The 18,693-nt window shown below is 63.4% G+C and carries 15 protein-coding genes; 8 read left to right on the forward strand and 7 right to left on the reverse strand.

All coding sequences use genetic code 11. The features are described 5' to 3' along the window. Positions 1-159: 159 nt before the first annotated feature. From NKJ17_RS14000 to NKJ17_RS14015, 4 genes are all read right to left on the reverse strand, one after another. Entirely contained in the window at positions 160-1,131 is a 972-nt protein-coding gene (locus NKJ17_RS14000; protein WP_352688945.1) for an NAD-dependent epimerase/dehydratase family protein, read from the reverse strand. 109 nt (positions 1,132-1,240) lie between these two features. Beyond that, entirely contained in the window at positions 1,241-4,699 is a 3,459-nt protein-coding gene (gene smc / locus NKJ17_RS14005; RefSeq protein WP_352688948.1) for a chromosome segregation protein SMC, read from the reverse strand. A gap of 117 nt (positions 4,700-4,816) precedes the next feature. Continuing rightward, positions 4,817-5,545 (reverse strand): DsbA family protein, encoded by a 729-nt coding sequence (locus NKJ17_RS14010; protein ID WP_352688951.1) that lies wholly within the window; start codon positions 5,543-5,545, stop codon positions 4,817-4,819. A 130-nt stretch (positions 5,546-5,675) separates the two neighbouring features. Beyond that, positions 5,676-6,176, reverse strand: coding sequence for a DUF721 domain-containing protein (locus NKJ17_RS14015; RefSeq protein ID WP_352688954.1), 501 nt, complete (start codon positions 6,174-6,176; stop codon positions 5,676-5,678). 49 nt (positions 6,177-6,225) lie between these two features. On the opposite strand from NKJ17_RS14015, the gene mutY reads away from it, so the two are divergent. Then, a complete protein-coding gene (mutY, locus tag NKJ17_RS14020; RefSeq protein ID WP_352688956.1) occupies positions 6,226-7,338 on the forward strand; it encodes an A/G-specific adenine glycosylase in 1,113 nt (370 codons plus the stop codon). Positions 7,339-7,349: 11 nt separating this feature from the next. After that, positions 7,350-7,961, forward strand: coding sequence for an HAD family hydrolase (locus NKJ17_RS14025; protein WP_352688959.1), 612 nt, complete (start codon positions 7,350-7,352; stop codon positions 7,959-7,961). Between the two features lie 62 nt (positions 7,962-8,023). Here the strand turns inward: NKJ17_RS14025 and NKJ17_RS14030 are convergent, their stop codons facing one another. Further along, positions 8,024-9,157 carry a site-specific DNA-methyltransferase gene (locus tag NKJ17_RS14030; protein WP_352688962.1) on the reverse strand — a complete coding sequence of 378 codons (1,134 nt, stop codon included), beginning with the start codon at positions 9,155-9,157 and terminating at the stop codon, positions 8,024-8,026. Between the two features lie 181 nt (positions 9,158-9,338). Here NKJ17_RS14030 and NKJ17_RS14035 point away from each other — a divergent pair, with 181 nt between their 5' ends. Then, positions 9,339-10,028 carry an HAD family hydrolase gene (locus NKJ17_RS14035; protein ID WP_254818468.1) on the forward strand — a complete coding sequence of 230 codons (690 nt, stop codon included), beginning with the start codon at positions 9,339-9,341 and terminating at the stop codon, positions 10,026-10,028. Positions 10,029-10,066: 38 nt separating this feature from the next. On the opposite strand, the gene NKJ17_RS14040 is transcribed toward NKJ17_RS14035, so the two are convergent. Beyond that, a complete protein-coding gene (locus tag NKJ17_RS14040) occupies positions 10,067-10,765 on the reverse strand; it encodes a hypothetical protein (protein ID WP_352476682.1) in 699 nt (232 codons plus the stop codon). A 128-nt stretch (positions 10,766-10,893) separates the two neighbouring features. Between NKJ17_RS14040 and thrC the strand changes: the two genes are divergently transcribed. Genes thrC through NKJ17_RS14060 form a run of 4 tightly spaced genes read left to right on the forward strand, consistent with a single transcriptional unit; the run spans position 10,894 to position 17,102 of the window. Further along, a complete protein-coding gene (gene thrC / locus NKJ17_RS14045; RefSeq protein ID WP_352688965.1) occupies positions 10,894-12,291 on the forward strand; it encodes a threonine synthase in 1,398 nt (465 codons plus the stop codon). Positions 12,292-12,305: 14 nt separating this feature from the next. After that, positions 12,306-13,598: a M16 family metallopeptidase gene (locus NKJ17_RS14050; RefSeq protein ID WP_292657506.1), complete on the forward strand. Its 1,293-nt coding sequence runs from the start codon at positions 12,306-12,308 to the stop codon at positions 13,596-13,598. Positions 13,599-13,613: 15 nt separating this feature from the next. After that, complete coding sequence (locus NKJ17_RS14055) at positions 13,614-14,210, forward strand: GNAT family N-acetyltransferase (RefSeq protein WP_254818464.1); 597 nt, start codon at positions 13,614-13,616, stop codon at positions 14,208-14,210. A gap of 3 nt (positions 14,211-14,213) precedes the next feature. Then, on the forward strand, positions 14,214-17,102 hold the full coding sequence (locus tag NKJ17_RS14060) for an EAL domain-containing protein (RefSeq protein ID WP_352688968.1): 2,889 nt from the start codon (positions 14,214-14,216) through the stop codon (positions 17,100-17,102). Positions 17,103-17,127: 25 nt separating this feature from the next. On the opposite strand, the gene NKJ17_RS14065 is transcribed toward NKJ17_RS14060, so the two are convergent. Beyond that, positions 17,128-17,736, reverse strand: coding sequence for a YqgE/AlgH family protein (locus NKJ17_RS14065; RefSeq protein ID WP_254818656.1), 609 nt, complete (start codon positions 17,734-17,736; stop codon positions 17,128-17,130). Between the two features lie 146 nt (positions 17,737-17,882). On the opposite strand from NKJ17_RS14065, the gene NKJ17_RS14070 reads away from it, so the two are divergent. Continuing rightward, positions 17,883-18,689 carry a protein-disulfide reductase DsbD domain-containing protein gene (locus NKJ17_RS14070; protein ID WP_352688971.1) on the forward strand — a complete coding sequence of 269 codons (807 nt, stop codon included), beginning with the start codon at positions 17,883-17,885 and terminating at the stop codon, positions 18,687-18,689. The last annotated feature ends 4 nt before the right edge of the window (positions 18,690-18,693 follow it).

Consider the following 18,693-nt stretch of genomic DNA (forward strand, 5'->3'; position numbering starts at 1 on the left):
GCCACGAAACATAGCGGTCATAAGCGCCTCAAAGGTTAATCGGATACCTTTCAGCGAGCATGTGGTTAACAGGATGTTAGGATAAAATGATGCTTTTGCGGACCGACTTGTTCCCACTCCAGGTGTCCCGCTTGAAGGCGTCACGGCGAGTGGTGCAAATCACTGCTTCGAGTACGGCCGGTACCAGTCGACAAACTTCTTCAGCCCGTCCTCTATCGAAACGCTAGGCTTGAAGCCGAAATCCCGCTCCAGCGCGGTCATGTCGGCGTAAGTCTTCTCGACGTCGCTCGCCTGCATCGGCTCGTTGTGGCGGATTGCCTTGACCTTGAGCAGCCTTTCCAGAATGTCGATGAAGTCGCCCAGGCGCACCGGCCGGTTGTTGCCGACATTGTAAAGCCTGTTCGGCGGAACGTCAGCTGCCGGCGGCTTGTCGAGCACGGCGACGACCGCTTTGACCACATCGTCTATGTAGGTGAAATCGCGCCACATTTCGCCATTGTTGAAAACCCGGATCGGCTTGCCCTCGAGCATCGCCCGGGTGAACATCCAATACGCCATATCGGGGCGGCCCCAGGGACCATAGACCGTGAAAAACCGCAGGCCGGTCTGCGGTATGCCGAACAAATGGGCGTAGGTGTGGCTCATCAACTCATCGGTTTTCTTGGTGGCGGCGTAGAGCGAAACGGGCTTGTCGACCTGATCGGCTTCGCTGAACGGCACGCTGCGGTTGCCGCCATACACCGAGCTCGACGAGGCATAGACCAGATGCTCGAATGCCGGTTCGGCGCGACAGAATTCGAGCACTTCGAGGTGGCCCATGACATTGGAGCGGACATAGAGCCGCGGATTGTCGAGTGAGTGACGCACGCCGGCCTGCGCGGCGAGATGCACGATCCTGACGATGCCTTGCCCGGCCAGAGCAGCCGCAAGCGCGCCCTGTTCAGCAATATCGAGCTGGTGGAACGAAAAATCCTTGCGGGGCAGAAGGCGGGCAAGCCGCCCCTTTTTGAGCGCCAGGTCGTAATAGTCGTTCATGTTGTCGACGCCGACGACCGCTTCTCCCCGGTCGAGCAGATGATGGCAAACGTGACTGCCAATGAACCCCGCGGCTCCGGTGACAAGTATAGGCAACAAGCTTCTCCACGTGCACAGCCTGACGGGTATCTGGAGCGGCAGATCCAGCCCATTTCGTCGTGCTATAGTCGAAAGCCGAGGTGGAGACCACCACTAAGCTGATGCGTCAGCTTGCCTCGCGCATGGCCTCAGCCGCCTGCAGGTCAACCGACACCAGTTGGCTGACGCCTTGCTCGGCCATGGTTACCCCGAACAGCCGGTCCATGCGCGCCATCGTGATCGGGTTGTGTGTGATGATGACGAAGCGCGTTTCGGTGGTTGCGGCCATTTCGTCCATCAGATTGCAGAAGCGTTCGACATTGTGGTCGTCGAGCGGCGCGTCGACTTCGTCGAGCACGCAGATCGGCGCCGGGTTGGTCAGGAACACGGCGAAGATCAGCGACATTGCCGTCAACGCCTGCTCGCCGCCGGACAGCAGCGTCATCGTCTGCGGCTTCTTGCCGGGCGGTCGCGCCAGGATCTCGAGCCCGGCTTCGAGCGGATCGTCGGACTCGATCAGTTGCAGCTCGGCGGTGCCGCCGCCGAACAGATGCGAAAACAGCCGTTGAAAATGGCCGTTGACCACCTCGAAGGCAGCGAGCAGCCGCTCGCGGCCTTCACGGTTCAGGCTGTGGATCGCCTGCCGCAGCTTACGGATCGCCTCGATGATGTCGTCGCGCTCGGAGACGATGGTCTCCAGCCGGTCCGACAGTTCCTTCTGCTCTTCCTCGGCGCGCAAATTGACGGCGCCCAGCCGTTCGCGCTCGACCTTCAGCCGGTCGAGCTGACGCTCGATCTCGGCCATTTCGGGCATCGGGCTGTCGGGTTCGAGGCCGGTGTGGCGGATCACCAGATGCGGCGGCGTGTTCAGCGTTTCCTGGATGCGCGCTTCGACTTCCAGCCGACGCTCGTCGGCGGCGGTCAGCCGCTCTTCGGCGCGAACACGCGTTTCGCGCGCTTCGGCGAGCGATTGGATAGCAGCGGTCGCAGCCTTGTCCAGCTCGGACTGCCGGTTCTCCGCTTCCTGCAAGCGGTCGCCGGCAGCCTTGCGAAGGCTTTCGGCCTCGGCGAGCTGCGACAGCAAGGCGCGCCGCCTGGCGTCGATCTCGTCGGGGGCGTCGGCCAGCCGCTCGCGCTCGGCCTCGGCCTCGGCCTTGCGTTCGCCGAGCGCTGTGATCTGCGTCGACGCGTTTTCGGCGCGCTCCACCCAGTTGCGCCGTTCCGCGCCGATGGCGTCGAGCCGGCGCACACGTGCCTCGGCTTCCCGCTTCAGGCCCTCGTGAACTGCGCGCGCATCGGCAAGGGCGGCGCGGTCGCGGGCGACGTTGGCGGCCGACTGGTCGAGTTGCGACTGCAGATCGCCGAGATCGGGCGCTTCCTGCAACAGCATTTCCGCCTCGACGAATGCTGTCGCCGTCTCCTCATGGCTGTCGACAATGCGGGCGCGCGCCTCGTCAAGTGCTGCACGCCGGCTCGACAGTTCGCCGCCGGCCTTTTCGGCCTCGGCCAGCGCATTGCGAGCAGCGTCCAGCCCGTGCTGGGCGTCGCGCCCGGCCTGTCGAGCGGAGCGTTCGGCTTCGCTCGCCTGGGCAAGCGCCTGTTCGGCCCGGGCAAGAGCCTGTTCGGCGTCGCGCAGTATGCGGGTGGCATGGACGGCTTCGGCGTCGAGTTCGGCCAGCCGGTTTTTCTGCGCCAGCCGCTGCGCGGCAGCGGTCGGCGCATCGGCGCTGGCGGTAAAGCCGTCCCAGCGCCACAGCGCGCCTTCGCGGCTGACCAATCGCTGCCCGGGAGCAAGCAGCGTCTGCAGCCTTCTTCCGTCGGCGGCTTCGACAATGCCGATCTGGGCCAGCCGGCGGGCCAGCTGCGCCGGCGCGCGCACCACGCTGGCGAGGCTCTTTATACCTTCGGGCAACGCGGCGTCGCCGGGCTGGATTTCGCTCTGGCCCCAATGCACCGGCGCGCTGCGGTCGAGCGGCACGTCGAGATCTTCGCCAAGTGCGGCACCCAGCGCCGTCTCGTAGCCGCGCTCGACGCTGATCTGCTCCAGCACCGAGGGAAACAAGTCGCCGCTCGCAGCGTTGAGGATCTTGGCAAGCGTGCGGGCCTCGGTTTCGATCCGCGCCAGCTCGGCCTTTGCGTCCTGAACCGGTGGGCGGGCAGCACCTTCGCCCGCGCGCGCCTCGGCGACCGCCCGTTCGGCTGCAATCGCTGCTGCCTCGGCCCCTTCGAGCAGTGCCAGCGCCTGTCCGACCAGCAGCCGCTTCTCGGCGGGATCGGGCAGGCCGGCGACCCTGGAGACGATCTCCGACAATTCGCGGTCGACATCTGCAAGCTGGCGGCCAAAGCGGTCGCGGCGCTCGGCGGTATCGCGCAGCGTCCGTTCGATCTGGTTGCGGGAGGCGGCAGCCTCCGCCCGTTCGGCGGTCAGCGCGGCGAGCCTGGCCTCGCTAGAGGCAAGCGTCGATGCCGCCTGCTCGAAAGCCGCGTGGGTGCTGGCCTCACGCTCGGCGGCGCCGGCGTTTTCGGCGTTGAGCGCGGCTTCTTCGGCGGCGAGACGTTCTAGGATATCGGCATTGTCGCGGACCATGCGCTGCTCGCGGGCAAGGTCGCCATCAAGCTGTTGCAGTCGGCGGTCGAGCTCTGCCTGGCGGGCGCGGATGCGGCCTGCCTCTTCCTCGATCTGCGCCTTGGCGATCGACAGACGCTGGAAGGCTGCGGCGGCTGCTGCTTCCGCATCGCGCAGGTCCGGCAGCCGGTGGGCGTTGATGCCTTGTTCCCTGGCGGCAGCCATCTGGGCGGCAGCACGGTCGCCGACCAGCGCGGTGGCAATCGCCAGCGCCGAACGCGCTTCGCCTTCCTGCATCTTGGCCAGCGTCCAGCGAAGATGCAGCAGCGTCGCTTCGGCTTTGCGGATGTCGGCCGACAGGTTCTTGAAGCGCGAGGCTTGGCGGGCTTGGCGTTTCAGGCTTTCGATCTGGCTTTCCAGTTCGCCGACGACGTCGTCCAGCCTTTCGAGGTTCTGTTCCGCCGCCTTCAGCCGCAGCTCGGCTTCGTGGCGCCGTGTGTGCAGGCCGGAAATTCCGGCTGCCTCTTCCAGCAGCGCGCGGCGCGCCTGCGGCTTTGCCTGGATCAGCTCGCCGATGCGGCCCTGCCCGACCATCGATGGCGAACGCGCGCCGGTCGACTGGTCGGCGAACAGCAGCTGCACATCCTTGGCGCGGGCTTCCTTGCCGTTGATGCGGTAGAGCGAACCCGCCTCGCGTTCGATGCGGCGCGAAACCTGCAACTCGTCTGCATCATTGAAGGCCGAGGGCGCGCTACGGTCGCTGTTGTCGAGAAAAAGCGTGACTTCAGCGGTGTTGCGGGCCGGTCGTGTTCCGGAACCGGAAAAGATGACGTCGTCCATGCCGGACGCACGCATGTTCTTGTAGGAGCTTTCGCCCATAACCCAGCGCAGCGCCTCGACCAGGTTCGACTTGCCGCAGCCATTCGGCCCGACGATGCCGGTCAGGCCGCGTTCGATGACGAACTCGCCGGGTTCTACGAAGGATTTGAAGCCGAGCAAGCGAAGGCGCGAGAACTTCATTCGCGCCGGCCCATAGCGAAGTTTCGCAACACTGTTCCGGGGTTTTGCAAGGAGAACCCGCGGCAAAACAAAGAAGTGCGCACGCCGAAGCGACGCCGCTTCGGCGCTGCCGAAAGGTCAGAGCAGAGGGTCGATGATGGCCGACATTTCCGCAATCGACATCGCCCCTTTGTAGGTCTTTCCGTTGATGAAAAAGGTCGGTGTGGAATCGACCTTGAATTCGTCGGCGCCGCGCTTCTGGACGGATCTCACATCGTCCAGAAGTTTCTGGTCCGTCAAGCAGGCCTCGAAGGACTCCTGTGTAAAACCGGCAAGCTTCGCGATTTGCAGCAGTGCGTCCTTGGTATTGTTCACACCAACCCAGTTGGCCTGCTGCCTGAACAGAACGTCGACCATCGGGAAATAGTTGTCCTTGGAGCAGCGCGCCAGCATGAAACCGGCCTCGGCGCTGGGATCGAACGGAAACTCGCGCAGGATGTAACGGGCTTTGCCGGTGTCGATATATTTCGTCTTCAGCTCCGGAAACGTGGTCTCGGCGAAATGCGCGCAATGCGGGCAGGTCATCGATGCATATTCGACGATGGTGACCTTTGCATCGTCCTTGCCGAGCTGCATGTCGGGCAGCGCGCCGGGCTTCAACAAGGCTGCCATATCCACCGTGCCCTGAGCTTCAGGCGCTTTGGCGGCGGCCGGAGCGGCCGGCTTCGCAGGTTCCGCCGGAGCCGCAGGTTTCACATCCTGCGCCTCGGCTTTCTCGCCCGAGTCGCTGCAGGCGGCAAGCAGGGCCGCCGCTGGTATTGCGGCCAGCGAAGTCAAAAGGTGTCTGCGGGACAACGAACGAATCATACGAATCACCTGGGCAATAGTTGGATTTTGCAATGCAAAGGCTACAAAAAGCGAGAGTTGGCGCGAATTAAGGCATTACCGGCCCTATTCCAATCGCCAAATCCGGGCATACCATCACGATAGCGCGAGATCACGGCTTCTTTTGACCAAGAATGGTGGCGCCAAGCCGCTCCAACGAGGCGCGCAGCCCGTCGTCCTCGATCAAACCGACAGTGCCCGACAGCTTCGCCTTCTCCGCCACGGTCAGCGGCCGCAAACTGGGTTTCGGCTTTTCCTTGCCCGCCATTACCGGCTTCTGCACGATCCTGATCCGGCCGATCGCATTGAAACCGAGAAAAGCATTGACCCGGTTGATGATCTCGCCGGTCTCGTGCTGCAGATGCAGTGCCGCCAGACCCTCGCAGGCAATTACCAGCACGGCCGGCTCGAACGGATCGTCCTCGTGCATGCGGCGCGGCCACTGGATCTTTTCCGGGCACGAGCGGCCGGCAAGCCGCGGTCCGGCAATCTCTTCCCACGACTGGACCAGCCCGATCGACATGCCGGCCCGCTTGCGCAGCACCGGGTCGAGGATCTCGGTTGCGAGATCGCTCACCGGAACGGGATTGCCGAAGGGCCTTTTCCCTGCCATGTGCGTTCTCCAGCTTCAGCATCAGTGGATTAGGGCCGACCCTCGATCAATGGCACTGCACGACCAGACCCGCAAGGCCGTATCCGGAGACAATGGCGAGATCGCGTTCCGGCTGCTTGGCTGGTACGACGCGCATCACCGCGAGCTGCCGTGGCGCGTTCCGCCGCGTGCGCTGGCAGGCGGCGCCCAGCCCGATCCCTATTTCGTCTGGCTTTCCGAAGTGATGCTGCAGCAAACCACGGTCGAGGCGGTAAAATCCTATTTCCGGGCTTTCGTGCAGAAATGGCCAACTGTCGAGGCACTGGCGGCGGCACCGACCGAAGACGTCATGAAGGCCTGGGCCGGGCTCGGCTATTATTCCCGCGCCCGTAACCTCAAAGCCTGTGCCGATCTCGTCGCGCGGCAAGGCGGCCGCTTTCCGGACAGCGAGTCCGGCTTGAGGGAACTGCCCGGCATCGGCGCCTATACGGCGGCAGCGATCGCGGCGATCGCCTTCGACCGACCAGCCGCGGTCATCGACGGCAATGTCGAACGGGTCGTCTCACGGCTGTATTCGATCGCCACGCCTCTAGGCGACGCCAAGGGCGAGATACGCGGCCAGGTCGAACACATGGTTCCCTCGACAAGGCCCGGCGACTTCGCGCAGGCGATGATGGACCTGGGCGCGACGATCTGCACGCCGCGCCGGCCCCGCTGCATGCTCTGCCCCGTCAGGCAGGATTGCAGCGCCACAATCTCGGGCGATCCCGAGCGCTTTCCGGTCCGCCTGCCCAAGGCCGAGAAACCCTTGCGCCGCGGCGCCGCCTTCGTCGCAGTCAGGGGCGACGGCGCCATCCTTTTGCGAAAGCGCGCGGATAAAGGCCTGCTGGGTGGCATGACCGAAGTGCCGACGACCGGCTGGACCGCGCGGATCGATGGCGCCACCACGGCGGCGGCAGCCCCGTTCCCCGGCGACTGGCGGCAGGCCGGACGCATCGGCCATATCTTTACCCATTTTGCGCTTGAACTCGACGTGTTCAAGGCGGAGACCGACAGTGCCGCCCCGGCCGGGCATTTCTGGTCGCTGGCCCATGAAATTTCCGGGGAGGCGCTGCCGAGCGTCATGAAAAAGGTAATCGAAGCGGCGATACCGGGCGCGACGAAAAAGCAGCGGCCGCATTGAAAGAGAGAAGAATGTCCGAAATCCGCCACATCGTTTTCGACATCGGCAAAGTGCTGATCCACTATGATCCGAACCTGCCCTTCAGCCGCTTGATCCCCGATCCCGACGAACGGAAATGGTTCTTCGACAATGTCTGCACGCACGACTGGAACATCGAGCAGGACCGCGGCCGCAGTTGGGAAGAGGCCGAAGCGCTAGCAATCGCTCAATATCCCGACCATGCCGAAAACATCCGCAATTTCCGCCGGTACTGGCACGAGATGGTGCCTCATGCCTATGAGGACAGCGTCGCCATCATGATCGGGCTGATCGAGAGCGGCCACGACGTGACGATGCTTACCAATTTCGCGGCCGATACGCTTGCCGAGGCCCGCGAGCGGTTCGATTTCCTCAATAGGCCGCGCGGCGTGACCGTGTCGGGCGACATCCGCCAGATCAAGCCGGATCGCGCCATCTACGATCACCACGTCGCCGCGTTCGGCCTCGATCCGGCAGCCACGCTGTTCATCGACGACAGCCAGAAGAATGTCGACGGCGCCAAGGCGGCCGGTTGGCAGGCTGTGCTGTTCACCGACGCCCAGACGCTCAAGGCGGACCTTGAGCGCCTTGGGATCAAAGTGTGATTTGAATCACTTCCAGAGGTTGGGTGAGCCTTCGCATAACCGATCTATCGCAACTCGGAGCCTCAGGCCCCTGCCCGCTCCATGCCCAGGCGGGCAATGCGGCGAAGCTCGTCGATCGGTGTCAAACCGCCGCTGCGCTCATAATGCCAGAAGGTCCATCCGTTGCAGGCGTCCAGCCCCTGCACGTGTGCGCCGATCTTGTGGATCGACCCGGCATTGTCGCCGATCGCCAGCGTGCCGTCGGCACGCACTTTTGCCGCCCAGCGCTTCTTGGCGTCGTAGAGCGTGGCGCCGGGCGCCACCAAGCCATTGTCGAGAAGCGTGACGAATGCGACGCGCGGCTCAGCCCGCTTGCCGGTCAGCACCGTCAAATTGGCGCATTCCAGCGGCCGGACCGCATCGATACGTTCCATGGCGGCATCGATATAGGCCTGCTCACGCTCGATGCCGACGAAGTGGCGGCCAAGCCGCTTGGCCACAGCCCCGGTGGTACCTGAACCGAAGAAGGGGTCGAGCACGATGTCGCCCGGCCTGGTCGATGCCGTCATGACGCGGGCAAGCAACGCTTCCGGCTTCTGCGTCGGATGCAATTTGTCACCATTGTCGTTCTTCAGGCGCTCGCCGCCGGTGCAGATCGGAAATAGCCAGTCGGAACGCATCTGAATGTCGTCATTCGACGCCTTCAGCGCCTCGTAGTTGAATGTGTAACCCTTGCCCTTTTGGTCGCGCGATGCCCAGATCATCGTCTCATGCGCGTTCTGGAAACGGCGGCCACGGAAATTGGGCATTGGATTGGTCTTGCGCCAGACGACGTCGTTGAGGATCCAGAAGCCCAGGTCCTGCATCTTGGCGCCGACCCTGAAAATATTGTGGTAGGAGCCGATGACCCAGATCGTGCCGTTGGGCTTCAACACGCGGCGCGCCGCCAGCAGCCAGGCGCGAGTGAAGGCGTCGTAGGCCTCAAAACTGTCGAACTGGTCCCAATGGTCGTCGACGGCATCGACCTTGGATTGGTCGGGCCGATGCAGATCGCCATCGAGCTGCAGATTGTAAGGCGGATCGGCAAAGATCACGTCGATCGACTTTTCCGGCAGCCGTTCGAGCGCGGCGACGCAGTCGCCCTTCAGGATCGTATCCAGCCACTCGGATTGCTGGGGAGCATCGGAAAGGTCGTCGAGAAGACGCACGGCAGACATTGTGACACCCAAGGCACGCGTTACTGTTTACTGTCCGTTATGGTTACCGATCAGCGTAAATATTCAGTGAAGCAGCACGCCGAATTTGCGAAGCCCGGCCTGTTGGTGTATGCCGCGCCGCCTGAGCCGTTTTGACCAAAGGCCCTCTCGGCATTCCCCTCATCCCGCTTCCCGGATCACCATGCCCCAGCCAGATCTTGTCATCTTCGATTGCGACGGCGTGCTCGTCGATTCCGAAATCATCGCCGCGCGTATCGATGCCGAGCTTTTGACCTCGGCTGGCTACGAGATATCGGCCGAGGAGATTTCCGAGGTCTATGCCGGGCTGACTTTCAAGGACATCATGATGCGGGTCGAGGAAAAGTCCCGGATCCCGTTCCAGGCCTCCCTGATCGACAAGGAGGAACAGCTTGTCGATCGTAGGCTGCGCAGCGACGTGCGTGCCATCGACGGAGCGCACGAAGCTGTCGCCGCGGTAGCAGTGCCGCGCTGCGTCTGTTCGAATTCGCGTTCTGAGCGGATCGAATTCATGCTGGAGAAGGTGCAGCTTTTGCCGTTCTTTGCCGGCCGGATCTTTTCCTCGCTGGAAACCCCGACCGGGAAAACCAAGCCGGCGCCGGACGTGTTTCGGTTCGCCGCGGAAAAGCTCAAGGCCGATCCTGCGAACACCTTTGTCATCGAGGATTCGGTGCATGGCGTCACCGGCGCCAAGACGGCGGGAATGCGTGTCATCGGCTTTACCGGCGCGGCGCACAGCTATCCCGGCCACGCCGATGCGCTGACCGAGGCCGGCGCGGAAACGGTCATCCGCCGCTGGGCGGAACTGAAAAGCGTGATCGCCGCGCTGTCGGAATGGTCGGCGGACGCGTGAGAGGCCGCCTCCAGCCGCCGTGGCGCGAATGCAGCGGCTTAGTTGGTCGCGGCGGCTTTCTTCTTCCTCGGCTTGTCTGTCGCTACTTTCGGAGCGCCCTCGTCATACCCGGCATATGCCTGGTAGTCCTTCGCCGTCGGCTCCGGAACGACGACGTTGGAATCGGTGAAGACGAACTGCGTGGCACTCGAAGGATCGGTAACCTGGACCTGATAGGAGTGAAGCTGCGAATAGAGAACTTCGGTGCCGTGCATCACCGCGATGCGGATCGGCATGGTGATGGTCCCGGGGGTGAACATCGGGCCAGGCACGACCTTGCCGGCGACGGCTATCTTCATCGACAAGGAGCCGTTGGCGCGGCTGCAGTCGCGGGTCACATCGGTGATCGAAGCCTGATAGATGATCTTGGCGGAATCGTCTGGCTGATCGACGCCAGCCGCGTCCGCTGCCGGCTGCGCGGCTTCCTCGGCGGCAACATCGGTTTTTTTCTTCGGCTTCGGACCGCTCTTGGCGTAGGTATTGAAGAAAGCGGTGCCGTCACGCAACGTCACTTTCGGGCAATAGGCCTGCAGCTGGCTGGAAAGCACCTTGGGATCGGGTGGCGGTGGCGGCGTCGTGTCCTTCTTGCCGAAGCCGAGAATACCATTGTCGCTCGATTGGCAGCCTGCGGCGGCAAGCATAAAGCCGGCGAGCCCCAGACCCGCGACAAAACGACCGTTGAATGAATGAAACGCCATGAACTGCACTTCCCTCTCGCAAAGCCGGTGACGTATATCAGCCGCGCGGCAAAAATGCGACTGAGCCAGCGCAGAAATCCACCACCTCGCGGCGGGCCAAAATTCCCGGCAGCAATGGAACCGTAACGATGCAATATGTGAGTACCCGCGGGGAAGCGCCCGCGCTGGGATTTTCCGACGCGGTGCTGGCCGGACTGGCGCGCGACGGCGGGCTCTACCTGCCGAGCGCCTGGCCGCATTTTTCCGCAGCCGAGATCCGCGCCATGCGCCGCCTTGCCTATCCCGATCTTGCTATCCGGGTGCTGTCGCCGTTCCTCGGCGGCGAGATCGCGGCGCCGGTGTTCGAACGGCTGGTGCGCGAAGCCTATGCGAGCTTCCGCCATGAGGCCGTCTGCCCGCTGGTGCAGACCGGGCCGAACAGCTTCGTGCTCGAGCTCTTCCATGGCCCGACGCTCGCGTTCAAGGACGTGGCGATGCAGCTTCTTGCACGGCTGATGGACCATGTGCTGGCCGAGCGCGACCAGCGCGCCACCATTGTCGGCGCCACCTCCGGCGACACCGGAGGGGCCGCCATCGATGCCTTTGCCGGGCGCAACCGCACCGACATCTTCGTGCTTTTCCCGCATGGCCGCGTCTCGCCGGTACAGCAGCGGCAGATGACGACCTCGACCGCCGCAAACGTCCATGCGTTGGCGATCGAAGGTAATTTCGATGACTGCCAGGGCCTGGTGAAGGACATGTTCAACGACCACGGTTTTCGCGACCGGGTATCGCTGTCGGGCGTCAATTCGATCAACTGGGCCCGCATCATGGCCCAGATCGTCTATTATTTCTCCTCCGCGCTGTCGCTCGGCGCGCCCGACAGACCGGTTTCCTTCACCGTGCCGACCGGCAATTTCGGCGACATCTTTGCCGGCTATGCCGCCAAGAAGATGGGGCTGCCGATCGAACGGCTGATCATCGCCACCAACGACAACGATATTCTGGCGCGCACGCTGGCGACAGGCGAATACCGCATGAAGGGGGTTTTTTCGACCACGTCGCCCTCGATGGACATCCAGGTGTCTTCGAACTTCGAACGCTTGCTGTTCGAAGCGTCCGGCCGCGATGCCTCGACCGTGCGGCGCTACATGAACGGGCTCAAGCAGTCCGGCGCCTTCACCATCGAGGCTGGCGAAATCGCCAAGATCCGCTCCGAATTCGACGCCGGCCGCGCCACCATGGACGAGGTCGCCGCCACCATCCGCACCACACTTGCGGCGAGCGGCTATCTGCTCGACCCGCATACGGCCGCGGCCATGCATGTGGCCGCCGGCAAGACTGCGGGTGAGGTGCCGATGGTGGTGCTGGGCACTGCGCACCCGGCAAAGTTTCCCGTCGCCGTCGAAGCCGCCAGCGGCGTGTCGCCTGCCCTGCCTGCATGGCTAGGCGGGTTGATGAGCGCCGAGGAAAAATACACGGTACTTCCATCCGACCTGAAAATGGTGGAAGATTATCTCGGCCGCCACACGCGGGCGGCGCGTTAGGGAGTAATTGCCATATGGGTGTTGAGGTAAGCCGTCTGTCGAACGGCCTGACAGTCGCCACCGAAACCCTTCCAAGCCTCGAATCTGTTGCCCTTGGCGCCTGGGTCAAATCGGGCGCACGCAACGAGCGTGACGAAGAGCACGGAATGGCGCACTTGCTCGAGCACATGGCTTTCAAGGGCACCAGGCGGCGAAGCGCCTTCGAGATCGCCTCGGAAATCGAGGACGTCGGCGGCGAGATCAATGCCGCCACCAGCGTCGAGACGACCTCCTATTACGCAAGGGTTCTGAGCGACGACGTGCCGCTGGCCGTCGATATTCTTTCCGACATCCTGCAGGAATCCGAATTCGATCCGCAGGAGTTGGAGCGAGAGCAGCATGTGATTCTGCAGGAGATCGGCGCCGCGCACGATACGCCCGACGACGTCGTTTTCGATCACTTTACCGAGACCGCCTTTCGCCACCAGACTATCGGCCGCTCGATTCTCGGCACGCCGGAAACCGTCAAATCCTTCACTTCGAAGCAGTTGCACGACTTCATCGAACGACAGTACGGCGCCGAGAACATGGTGATGGTGGCGGCTGGCGATATCAAGCACGACGATTTCGTGCGGGAGGTCGAAAAGCGTCTCGGCAGCTTCCGCGGCAAGGCCGACGGCACCATCCCGCAATATGCACAGTATGTCGGCGGCGATTTTCGCGAGGACCGCGACCTGATGGACGCGCAGATCGTGCTGGGTTTCGAGGGCCGCGCCTATCACGTCCGCGATTTCTATGCCTCCCAGGTCCTGTCGATGATCCTCGGCGGCGGCATGTCGTCGCGACTTTTCCAGGAAGTCCGCGAAAAACGCGGCCTGTGCTATTCGGTCTATGCCTTCCATTGGGGTTTTTCCGACACCGGCGTCTTCGGGGTCCATGCCGCGACCGGACAAAGCGATATTGCCGAGCTGGTGCCTGTGATCATCGACGAGCTGCAAAAGGCCGGTGAAAACATCCTGCAGGAGGAGCTCGACCGGGCGCGTGCGCAATACCGCGCCGGGCTGATCATGTCGGCCGAGAGCCCGGCTAGCCGCGCCTCGCAGATCGCCAGGCAGTTGCTTCTGTTCGGCAGGCCGATCGCCAAGGAAGAGCTGATGGAGCGCCTGTCGGCGTTGACTGTCGAGCGGCTGACGGATCTGTCGTCCCGGCTTTTTTCGACCAAGCCGACGCTTACAGCTGTCGGGCCGGTGGGTACGCTCGCGCCCTATGAGGCGATCCTCGATTCGCTTTCGGGCACGCAGACCACTGCCCGTAAGCTTGCCGTCTAAGCCCATTCGAGCATCGTGTTCGCGCTCCCTTTCTTTCGCCGCGACCTGCCGGCACTGAAGGGCGAGCTGGTCACGCTGCGCGTGCCGCTGACCAACGACTATCGCGAGTGGTCGGTGCTGCGCAGTGAAAGCCGCGCCTTCCTCGAGCCGTGGGAGCCGCGATGGACGCCTGACGAGCTCGACCGTACGGCGTGGCGGCACCGTATCGGCCGCTACCGCGAGGACTACGCGCAGGGGACGGCGATCGCCTTCTTCATCTTCGAGAAAAGCAGCGGCAAGCTGGCCGGCGGTATCACCCTCGGCAATATCCGCCACGGGGTCGCCCAAAGCGGCCATATCGGCTACTGGATCGGCGAGCGCTTCAGCGGACGCGGCCTGATGACCGATGCCGTCAAGGTGGTGACGCGTTTCGCCTTCGAAACGCTGCGGTTGCACCGGATCGAAGCTGCCTGTATCCCCGATAATGCCCGGTCGATCCGCGTGCTTGAAAAAGCCGGATTCCGGCGCGAAGGACTGCTACGATCCTATCTCAGGATCAACGGCATCTGGCAGGACCATTACCTATACGCCCGAATCGCGGACGATCCGCCGGGCGTTGGAACAAAGGACTGATTTTTGACGAATTTTCTGCGCAACGGGTCGCTGCTTGCCTTTATGCTGGCGGCAATCGTCACGCTCTGCGCGGCATCGTCGGCGTTTGCGGTCGAACCGATCAAGATCGCCCGCGACGACGTGGCGCTCGACCTTTCGGGCGCCGTCGCAATCTACCGCAACCAGGGCGAGAATTTCCAGGTCTCGACGGCACCCGGCCCGGACGGCATCGTGCGGCGCATCGAGGTCGAGGCCAATGACGTGCGCTCGACCGGCGACTGGGCGGTGTTCGCGCTCGCTAACACCACCGACCAGCAGCTCGACAGGCTGATTGTAGCACCGCATTTCCGGCTGGTGAATTCCGGCCTGTTTTGGCCGGATCTCGGCTCGACCCGTATCGCTGCGATCACGCCCAGCGAAGGCTTTGCGCTCGACCGCCAGACCAGCCCCGACGCCGACGTGTTCCGGGTGACGTTGAACCCCGGAACGGTGATCACCTTCATCGCCGAGCTCGCCTCGCCCAAGCTGCCGCAGGTCTATCTGTGGGATCCTGAATCCTACAAGGACTCGGTCAATTCCTACACGCTGTTTCGTGGCATCGTCATCGGCATCGCCGGCCTGCTGGCGCTGTTCCTGACCATTCTTTTCGTCGTCAAGGGGACCTCGATGTTTCCGGCGACGGCGGCCCTTGCCTGGGCGGTGCTTGCGTATATCTGCGTCGATTTCGGCTTTCTTAACAAGATCATAGAAATATCCCCGGGCAACGAGCAGATGTGGCGCGCCGGAACGGAGGTGGCGCTTGCGGCGACCTTCGTGGTGTTCCTGTTTGCCTATCTCAACCTCAACCGGTGGCACGGCCATTTCAGCTACGGCGCGCTGGTCTGGATTCTCGGGCTGGTGCTGATCGCCGGCGTCGCCATCATCGATCCGGCGGTTGCCGCCGGCATTGCCAGGCTGTCCTTCGCCGCCACCGCACTGACCGGGCTCGGCTTGATCATCTTCCTCGGTATCCGCGGTTACGACCGCGCCATCATGCTCGTGCCCAGTTGGGTGATGGTTCTGCTGTGGCTATGCGGATCGTGGATGGCGATCACCGGCATGCTGGACAACGATATCGCCCAGCCGGCGCTGGGCGGCGGGCTGATCCTCATCATCCTGCTGATCGGCTTCACGGTGATGCAGCACGCTTTTGCTGGCGGCGCCCTGCATCAGGGCCTGTTCTCCGATCTCGAGCGGCAGGCGCTGGCGGTTGCTGGATCGGGCGATACTGTGTGGGACTGGGACGTGCTGCGCGACCGCGTCGTCACTCGTCCCGACGTCAGCATTCAGCTTGGCCTTGCCCCCAACAGTCTCGGCGGCCCCGCCCGCAACTGGCTGCCGGTGCTGCATGCCGACGACCGCGACACGTTTCGCACGACGCTCGACGTGGTGCTCGAGCACCGGCGTGGCCGGGTGTCGCAAAATTTCCGTCTGCGCGGCGCCGACGGGCACTATCACTGGTTTGCGCTGCGCGCCCGGCCGGTGATCGGCTCGGACGGCGAGGTCATCCGCTGCGTCGGCACCATGGTCGACGTGACGGAGCAGAAGAAGTCCGAGGAACGGCTGCTGCACGACGCCGTGCACGACAATCTGACCGGCTTGCCCAACCGCGAGCTGTTCATGAACCGGCTGGAGGCGATCATTTCGATCGCCCGCACCGAAGAGAAGGTGCGCCCGACCGTCTTCGTCATCGACATCGATCGCTTCAAGCAGGTCAATGACGGGCTCGGCATCTCGGCCGGCGATACCATCCTTTTGACCATAGCGCGGCGGCTGCACCGGCTGCTCAAGCCGAAGGATTCGCTGTCGCGCTTTGCCGGCGACCAGTTCGCGCTGATGCTTTTGTCGGAGCAGGATCCGGCTCGCATCGCGGCCATCGCCGATGCCATCAAGCACGCCATCAACAACCCGATCACCTTCGCCAAGCGCGAGATCGTGCTGACCGCCTCGATCGGGCTGATCACCTGGACGTCCACGCAGACCTCGGCCGAGGACATGGTCAAGGATGCCGAGCTTGCCATGCATCAAGCCAAGCGCTTCGGCGGCGACAGAATCGAGCCGTTCCGGCCCGCCTTCCGCACCGTCGGCACCGACCGGCTGCAGTTCGAGTCCGACCTGCGCCGCGCCATCGAGCGACGCGAATTCACGCTCGCCTATCAGCCGATCGTGCGGCTGGAGGACGGCAGCGTTGCCGGCTTCGAAGCGTTGCTGCGCTGGGACCATCCGCGGCGCGGCATGATCCCGCCGGCGGATTTCATTCCGGTTGCAGAAAACTGCGGCCTGATCGTGCAGCTTGGGCTGTTCGCCATGCAGCAGGCTGCCGAAGACCTGGCCGGATGGCAAAAGCAGATCGGCGATGCGCCGCTGTCGGTCTCGGTCAATCTGTCCAGCCGCCAGCTCATCCGCCGCGACCTGGTCAGCGACGTCCGCTCGGTGATCGCGCGAGCCAACCTGAAACCGCGCTGCTTCCGGCTCGAACTCACCGAATCGCTGGTGATGGACAATCCCGAGCAGACTGCCCATGTGCTGACCAAGCTGAAGCAGCTTGGGATCGGCCTGTCGTTGGACGATTTCGGCACCGGCTATTCATCGCTGGCCTATCTGACGCGCTTTCCTTTCGACACCATCAAGATCGACAAGAGCTTCGTCGACGACGCGACGCCGAAACGCGCGGTGCTGCTCAAGTCCATGGTCAACATGGCACATGAGCTCGGCCTGTCGGTCGTTGCCGAAGGCATTTCGGACGAGAGCGATGCGCTGGAGCTGCGGCAGATGGGCTGCGAATACGTGCAGAGCTTCATGTTCGGCGCGCCGATGCCCGGCGACCAGGTGCTGAAGACGCTGAAGGAACAGTATCCGCTCACTCAAGCGTGACAAGTTTCGGGGACGTGATGAGGGCTCAGGCGTGACCGGCAGCCAGGCTGAGATGCGCGAGATCGATGCCGATCGAGGCAAGGATCCGGTCGTATTTGCGGTCGATGTCGGCGTCGAACAGAAGCTCGGCACTTGCCGGGCAAGTCAGCCATCCATTCTCGGCGATCTCGTTTTCAAGCTGGCCCGCGCCCCAGCCGGCATAGCCGAGCGCCATCAGAGCCCGCCGGGGTCCGCGGCCGGAGGAGATGGCGCGCAATATGTCGACGGTCGCGGTCAAGCAGACGTCGTCGGACACGGCGAGCGAGGATTCCACCCGGTAGTCGCCCGAATGCAGGACGAAGCCGCGGCTGCGATCCACCGGTCCGCCATTGCGCACGACAAAGTCGCGCGCCGGCGCCGGCAGACGGATCGCCTCCATCTCATTCATGATGCCAAGTTGCACGAGCAGGTCCGGAAACAGCATCTGCTGCGTCTGGTTGATGATCAGCCCCATCGCGCCTTCGTCGCTGTGCGCGCAAATGTAGATGACAGAGCGCGTGAAGCGGTCGTCCTTCATGCCGGGCATGGCGATCAGGAACTGGTCGTCGAGAAAGCCGGGTCCTGTGGCCGTCCTTTTATGGCGCAACAAATCCATGGCCACAGCGTAACGCGTTTCCGAAGCCTCGAAAAGATGGGCGGCGCTCGATTTGATCAGGCTCGTAAATCGAAGGTCACGCAAATATGATGCAGCCGCGTCATGAAATCATTGTGTAGCCATCAACGGACGATCAAATCACCGTCATGCAAAGCTTGAAAATCCTGCTGCTTGGTGTGGCCATTGGATCGGCGACCGCCCTCCCAGCCTCAGCCTCCTCGTCGGCCTGGTACAACAGCGAAGGCGGCAGGGTGAGGCTGGTGACGAGCGGCAAAGCCGACGAGGCCGGACGTCTCCAGGGCGTCCTCGACATTGCGCTGAAGCCCGGCTGGAAAACCTATTGGCGCGATCCGGGCGATGCGGGCGTGCCGCCACAGATCGACGTCTCGGCCAGCACCAACATTGCCGACGCGACGCTTTTGTTTCCGCCGCCGCAGCGCCATGACGACGGCTATGGCAAATGGGCCGGCTACGACCACCCGGTTTCGTTGCCGGTGACGTTCACGCTTGCCACGCCCGGCCAGCCGGCCGTCATCGATGCGGACATTTTCCTCGGCATCTGCGAAACCATCTGCATCCCCGTGCAAACAAGACTGACCGTCGATCCCGGCGCCGATCCGGACAACGCCGAGGACACGGCACTGGTCAAGGCAGGCCTTGCCACCCTGCCCGCCACGGCAACGCCCGATTTCGGCATAAACGTACTGCCGGGCGACCACGAAACGCTGATTGTCGAAGCGAGCTTTCCGGGCAGCCCCGAGGGCGCCGACTTCTTCGTTGCCGGCGAACGCGACTACATGTTCGGTGCCCCGGCACGCAGCGAAAAGGATGGCAAGCTGATCTTTACTGTGCCGATCCTCGACAGGCCGTCGACAACGCCAACGGATGGCGGCCTGCACTACACACTGACAAGTGCCGCAGGCGCGGTCGAAGGCCTGTTGCCATTCCCGTGATGCC

The organism is Mesorhizobium sp. M0208 (assembly GCF_040322015.1).
Taxonomy (GTDB): Bacteria; Pseudomonadota; Alphaproteobacteria; order Rhizobiales; family Rhizobiaceae; genus Mesorhizobium.